The 6089-nt window shown below is 40.4% G+C and carries 7 protein-coding genes; 4 read left to right on the top strand and 3 right to left on the bottom strand.

What is annotated here, in order from left to right:
• Positions 1-434: 434 nt before the first annotated feature.
• Positions 435-614, bottom strand: a complete 180-nt coding sequence (locus tag QXS89_02675) for a hypothetical protein (GenBank protein MEM3831085.1) — start codon at positions 612-614, stop codon at positions 435-437.
• A gap of 349 nt (positions 615-963) precedes the next feature.
• Between QXS89_02675 and QXS89_02670 the strand changes: the two genes are divergently transcribed.
• Both QXS89_02670 and QXS89_02665 read left to right on the top strand, forming a co-directional pair.
• Positions 964-2013 carry a HesA/MoeB/ThiF family protein gene (locus QXS89_02670; GenBank protein ID MEM3831084.1) on the top strand — a complete coding sequence of 350 codons (1050 nt, stop codon included), beginning with the start codon at positions 964-966 and terminating at the stop codon, positions 2011-2013.
• A 13-nt stretch (positions 2014-2026) separates the two neighbouring features.
• A complete protein-coding gene (locus QXS89_02665) occupies positions 2027-2251 on the top strand; it encodes a hypothetical protein (GenBank protein MEM3831083.1) in 225 nt (74 codons plus the stop codon).
• 134 nt (positions 2252-2385) lie between these two features.
• On the opposite strand, the gene QXS89_02660 is transcribed toward QXS89_02665, so the two are convergent.
• Positions 2386-3009, bottom strand: a complete 624-nt coding sequence (locus tag QXS89_02660; protein ID MEM3831082.1) for a site-2 protease family protein — start codon at positions 3007-3009, stop codon at positions 2386-2388.
• Positions 3010-3090: 81 nt separating this feature from the next.
• Here QXS89_02660 and glyA point away from each other — a divergent pair, with 81 nt between their 5' ends.
• On the top strand, positions 3091-4413 hold the full coding sequence (gene glyA, locus QXS89_02655; GenBank protein MEM3831081.1) for a serine hydroxymethyltransferase: 1323 nt from the start codon (positions 3091-3093) through the stop codon (positions 4411-4413).
• Positions 4414-4423: 10 nt separating this feature from the next.
• On the top strand, positions 4424-5242 hold the full coding sequence (locus QXS89_02650; protein ID MEM3831080.1) for a nicotinamide mononucleotide deamidase-related protein: 819 nt from the start codon (positions 4424-4426) through the stop codon (positions 5240-5242).
• Between the two features lie 7 nt (positions 5243-5249).
• Here QXS89_02650 and QXS89_02645 read toward each other — a convergent pair whose 3' ends face one another.
• A complete protein-coding gene (locus tag QXS89_02645; protein MEM3831079.1) occupies positions 5250-6011 on the bottom strand; it encodes a creatininase family protein in 762 nt (253 codons plus the stop codon).
• Positions 6012-6089 lie beyond the last annotated feature (78 nt).

The following is a 6089-nucleotide window of genomic DNA, read 5'->3' as shown; positions in this document are numbered from 1 at the left end:
CCAGCTTACAGCATATCATCTCGCAGTTAGAAGAGGTTTCGATCCTGACAAACCTAGAAATCTTGCTAAAACAGTTACCGTAGAATAGATCATATCTTGCTCAAAGCTTATGCATTTGGAAATAATAAGCAGACTGTTTCTGAGGAGCTGGATATAAGAAGCATGAAAGCCTGTGAACACTCTTCAACTTCTCAACGGTCTTCTCGGAGTCTCTCACCGCGGATACCCTCCCGTAGCAGCCCAAGGCTTACAGCTCCACAGATCTCGAAACTCCGAAGACACTGAAAATCGTATCAGGATTTCTACGATTAAAAACTTTACTAGGATTCCCCTATATGAGCTAGGATAGTTTAAAACCTCTATGAAGGATATACTCTCTTTCAAATCCTTCGATCAAGATCGCGTTGTGAGAGTAGAAGATCGCTGGAGAAGTTTTATTTTCTTTTAAGTCTACTGCTGAGATATGTTGCTAGAAATCTCCTGCTCAAGCCACTGATCTTACATATAGCGCATGTCTTGAGAAATCCTTCTTCAACTAAGCATTTATAGCAGACGGTTCTACCGCAGGCAGGGCATGAAGCTATACTTAGATTCCTCCTACAGATCTTACACATAGATTCTGCACAGACCGAGCATATGCCTTGATCCTCTGTATAGTGATTCTTACAAACTCTCCTACCACATATTCTACAGATGTATAGAGCCTTCTCTACCTCGCAGATCTCACATAGATCCTCGGATCTCCTGGATTTATCTAATTTAATCTCCTAATTTAATTTTATCCTGTGTCGAATATAGATATTAGGGATGAAGAGAAAGACTTCGCTGATAGATGATTGAGGTGGAGCGACCCAGACCCTTCCATGGGCTGATAGCTCATTCGATTCTATATGTGAGAACATCTCAGATCTGTGAAGATTGTTTTCCATATATTAGAACTACTACTAATATTAGTGGATTATTATGAGCTCTTTAAAGGATCTCTCTCCAGAGTATATTGATATGTTCTCTAGACAGATCCTTATAAGAAGAATTGGTTTGAAAGGTCAGAGAAAACTTCTTAACAGCAGGGTTCTAGTGATCGGTGGAGGAGCTTTAGGTTCTGCAATAGCCGTGAGTATGGCGAGACTTGGTGTGGGTTTTATAAGGATTGTAGATCCTGAGATCATCGAGATCTCTAATATTCCTAGAACTCTCTCATATTTCTATAATGATCATATAGAGAGAACTCCTAAGGCTTATGCTGTTGCTAGAGAGATCAAAAGAATCTCTCCTTATACCGAGATTGACTATAGAATCGATCTATTCGACACAGATAATGCTTTAAACCTGGCTAGAGATGTTGACCTTATTCTAGACGGTCTTGATAATATGAGAACAAGATTTCTAGCAAATGAAGTAGCTGTAGAGCTAGGCAAACCCTACATATATGCAGGTGTGGAGGGCTTCTACGGCGTTGTAATGCCTGTGATACCCGGTAGAACAGCTTGTCTGAGATGCATCTATCAATATTCTGGAGATACTTCATCTATTAGAGATCTATGTAATGTTTTCGGGGTTTCTGTTGTAACAGTTCTCGCAGTCTCTTCATTAGCATCCTCGATAGCTCTGAGAATACTTCTAGGAGAAGATATAGAATCCAAGATATACTACATAGATCTTGCAACTCCTGATATGAAGATATTCAACACCACTAGAAATCCTAAATGCCCCGTGTGCGGGCTAGGAGGTAGAGAGCTTCTAGGAGTTGTAAAACCTGAGAAGATATCTAAAGCTTGTGGTGGTGAGAACATCTTTAGGGTTAGAGTAGAGAAAGAGATCCGAAAAATAGATCTTGAGAAAATCCGTGAGAGAGGATTCTCGATCGAAGAAGATCCCTTTAGATACACGCTTAGAAAAGGAAACATATCTGTAGAGATAATCAAGGGAGCCAGAGTTCTATATATATACGGAGTAGGTGGTTATGAAGATGCATCACAAGTATTTAAGGAGATTGAAGAGATGATAATATAGAGAAGGAGCTGAAATGAATATAAAAAGCGTTAGATTAGATCCTCGTAGATTTAGAGATGAGATAAGAACTCTAGCTCAGAATATGAGCGGTGGAGAGAAGGTGGTGCTGGTGATAGACTTGAAAGACTATAACATAGTTAATGAAGTAGTTAGAGTATGCAGAGATAGCGGTCTTTCAGTTATTGATGGAAGTAATAATGATAGGGAAATACTTCTAGTTGTTATGAGAAGGGTATAGCCGGGCGGGGATTCGAACCCCGGTCACGGGGGCTCTCCTCACAACTGCCCTCCCTATGCTATCTCCCGTTACTAATACTACATAATAGATGGTTTATAAACTTATAGAAATGCTGTTGCAAAGGATCTAGAGGTTTATAGCATGAGTAGTGCAAGTCCTATCATGATGAGTAGAAACCATATTAGCAGATTCCATCTAGCTATCTTGAAACCGTCTAGAGGTGGTATAGGTATTAGATTGAATAATGCTAATAACACGTTCACTCTATATATTGCTTCTAAGATATAGACCAGCTCTCTAGGTGATGAGATTAGTGTAGCGATTAGCATACTCAGAATAGAGATCATGATATTAGTGAGAGGACCTGCAAATGCTATCAGACCTTCTCCAGATCTTGGTAAGAATCCGCAGAAGCTCATCACATAGCCTGGCAGAGCTATTATGAATGGCAGTCCTCTTCCTGTGAACATGAGCATTATATTCTGGATCAGAGCTATGGATGATGTGAATAATACTGAGGTAAGATCTATTGTAAATCTAGATGTGCACGCAAGTCTTCTCGCAACACTTCTATGAGCTAGCTCGTGAAATATAAAACCTAGAAGAACTCCCAGCAAGAATCCTAATCCTCTTACAAAGTCTATTCTAAGATAATACACTCCTCCAAATACGTTGATCAGGAGAAATATAGCTAGTATCCATGCTAGACTTTCTCTTAATTCTCTAAACCCATCTCTCATAACAATTGATCTTCTCAATAAGCTACACTATATCTCTTCACTCATCGAGGTATATAAATTATAATACTTTGATAAGGGTAGATGTTACAGGGTTTCCCGATGCTCACACCTAGTTCCGGGATTCCTAGCGAGATACGTAGGATCGTAGAGATTACGGGAAGGCATAATAAGTGGAGATCAACAGAAACCTTAAATTTGATTCCTAGCGAGAATGTGATGAGTCCTCTAGCAGAAGCTGTTTACTTCACAGACATGATGCATAGATATGCTGAAGGAAAACCTCGTAAGAGATACTACCAAGGTCTGCCGTATGTAGATGATATTGAAGAGCTTGCTATGGATCTTATGAGTAAACTCTTCAAGGTGAGATTCGTGGATCTAAGACCTGTAAGCGGTACCATAGCTAACGCAGCAACATTCAGAGTACTCTCACCACCAGGTGGAAAGGCTGTGGTAGCACCGGTTCAGGCTGGAGCACATGTAAGTCATACTAAGTTTGGAACACTGGGTGCTCTAGGTATTGAACATATTGAAATGCCTTTCGATCGTGAGAATATGAATGTTGACGTAGATAAAGCTTCTAAACTTATTGAGAGTGTTAAGCCTAGGTTCATAGTTTTAGGAGGCTCACTATATCTCTTCCCGCATCCTCTCAAAGAACTTGCAGAAGTAGCCCACTCTGTAGGAGCTGATGTAGTATATGATGCAGCCCACGTTCTAGGTCTCATAGCTGGAAGGAGATGGAGAGATCCTTTCGAAGCCGGTGCTGATGTTGTGACTTCATCAACTCATAAAACCTTTCCAGGACCTCAGGGAGGGGTTATACTTTCTAACAATGAGAGGATATTCAAGGAGATCTCGAGAACCATATTCCCCTGGTTTGTGAGTAATCATCATCTTCACAGACTACCCTCTATAGCCGTCACAGCTGTTGAGATGATATACTTCGGAGAGCAATACGCTGATCAGGTTGTTAGAAATGCTAGGGCATTTGCAGAAGCGCTTCACGCAGAAGGTCTTGAGGTGATCTGCGAGCATCTGGGCTTCACAAGATCTCATCAGGTTGTTTTGAATGTTAGAAGACATGGTGGAGGAGCTAAGATTGCTCAGCTTCTAGAGGAGGCTAATATAATAGTCAATAGAAATCTACTGCCAGAAGATCCTCCTGAAGCTGTTAAAGATCCTAGTGGTATTAGAACTGGAGTTCAGGAGATGACGAGGCTGGGCATGAAAGAGGATGACTTCAAAGAAGTTGCAAGATTCTTTAGAGAAGTTATAATAGATAAGAAGGATCCTAAAGCTGTGGCTGCTAAAGTTTCTGAGTTTAGAAAGCAGTTTATGAAGGTTCACTACACCTTCGACCTGGATCTTGAGAAGATGCCATCGCTTTATAAGATACCCTATCTAAGCTTTGTAGAGTAGTGGATCTGGATTGAAAGCTGTTATAATATCAATAGGTAATGAGATTATCCAGGGTAGGATTGTTAATTCTAATGCTTCGTATCTCTCTAGAAGACTCACTCTCCTAGGCTTAGATGTGGTTGCACACATATCTATAGGAGATTCCTTCGAGGATATATCTAAGGCTTTTGATATAGCGATCAAGATCTTCGGAGCTAGTCTGATAGTAACTACAGGAGGTCTCGGACCTACATATGATGATATAACATCCGAGGCTTTATCACGTTATTTAGGAGAAGAACATGTTCTAAATGAAGAAGCTCTCAAAGAGATTAAGGAGAAGTATGAGAGAAGGGGTATGAATCTTACTCCTGAGAGAATAAAAATGGCTTACATGCCTAGAAGCGCTAGACCTCTACCAAATTCTGTTGGGATAGCTCCAGGAATTCTCGTTGAGAGAGAGAATCTTATAATAATAGCTCTCCCAGGCGTTCCTAGCGAGATGGAGGGTATCTGGGAGAATCATGTAGAACCTTATCTTAGGAGATTTGGAAGAAGAAGATTTGCAGAGACCACTATAAGACTGGTGGGAGTACCTGAATCAAGTCTAGCAAGGATTATAAATAGCTTTGTAAGGAACAGAGGTAATGTATATGTGAAATCTCATCCTAAGGGTCATGAGATCAGAGGACCTGTAATAGATCTCTATATAATGACTTCAACAGAATCCAGCGAAGATCCTTCTATTGAGTGTGCAAAGAACTGTAGAGAGCTTCTAGAACTCCTCGAGAGAGAGAATCCCGAGCTTATGATTGAAGGAGAATGCATATGCAAACCGAATATAGCTTGAAGAATCCCTATATCCTCCCCCTAACCAAATCCTCTAGAAAATCCATGAATCTATCTAGAAATTCTTTTAAGAGGATCTCACCTTTCTCTCGCGAAGCTATATCAGGTCTTCCAAAAGAACCTTTCTCAAGTCTTCTACCCTCTCTATAGAAGAAATAAACCCTAGGCCTTTTAGTGGTATCGAGATCATGCCATTTCTCATCGTAAGGTCTCTCTATAATCTCACCAGATTCTGTAGCCTTACCTCCTATCCCCAGAGCCATTGCCAGAGAGGTCTCGACCTCATCTGCGTGAAAGAATCGAGTCTCAAAGATCCTGTTTATAACATCTCCGACAAACTCCCACCAGTTGATTAGATAGATCTTGAAACCTTCTTCTTTAAATTCATAGACCACATCTTTCAGAAGAGCTTGGAGATGTCCTGTATTCCCTCCATGAGCATTTAATACTATGATTCTTCTTATGTTATTCCTCATTAGAGATAATATATAGCTCTTAACATAGCTCTGGAAAACCTCTCCAGGAACCCATAGAGTTCCTGGATTTCCACTCCACTCCACTGACACTGTTATAGATATGGGTTCTAGCAGGATTATCTTGAAACCTTTTTCAGAAGCTTTCTCGAAGATCTTCTGAGCAAGTCTTTCAGCGATCATGATATCTGTTCCCAGAGGTAGATGCGCTCCATGTTGCTCCACAGATCCTATGGGAAGTATTCCTACACACTCACCTGTTTTATAACATTCTCTTTCAAAATCGATCCAAGACATATCTCTGATACTTCTCATATCCCTAGCTATTCTCTCTCAATACTTATAAAGACAGCACCTCTTAAAATTAAAAAGATC

It is taken from the genome of Sulfolobales archaeon, assembly GCA_038881635.1.
Classification (GTDB): Archaea; Thermoproteota; Thermoprotei_A; order Sulfolobales; family AG1; genus WYEN01.
The sequence above is the reverse complement of the archived record's forward strand: the minus strand, read 5'-3'. Positions and strand labels throughout refer to the sequence as shown.

What these genes read in the sequence shown, in the direction of transcription:
- QXS89_02675 (MEM3831085.1), bottom strand. Translation starts at nt 614, where the DNA reads ATGTGTAAGATCTGTAGGAGGAATCTAAGTATAGCTTCATGCCCTGCC.
- QXS89_02670 (MEM3831084.1), top strand. Translation starts at nt 964, where the DNA reads ATGAGCTCTTTAAAGGATCTCTCTCCAGAGTATATTGATATGTTCTCT.
- QXS89_02665 (MEM3831083.1), top strand. Translation starts at nt 2,027, where the DNA reads ATGAATATAAAAAGCGTTAGATTAGATCCTCGTAGATTTAGAGATGAG.
- glyA (MEM3831081.1), top strand. Translation starts at nt 3,091, where the DNA reads ATGCTCACACCTAGTTCCGGGATTCCTAGCGAGATACGTAGGATCGTA.
- QXS89_02645 (MEM3831079.1), bottom strand. Translation starts at nt 6,011, where the DNA reads ATGTCTTGGATCGATTTTGAAAGAGAATGTTATAAAACAGGTGAGTGT.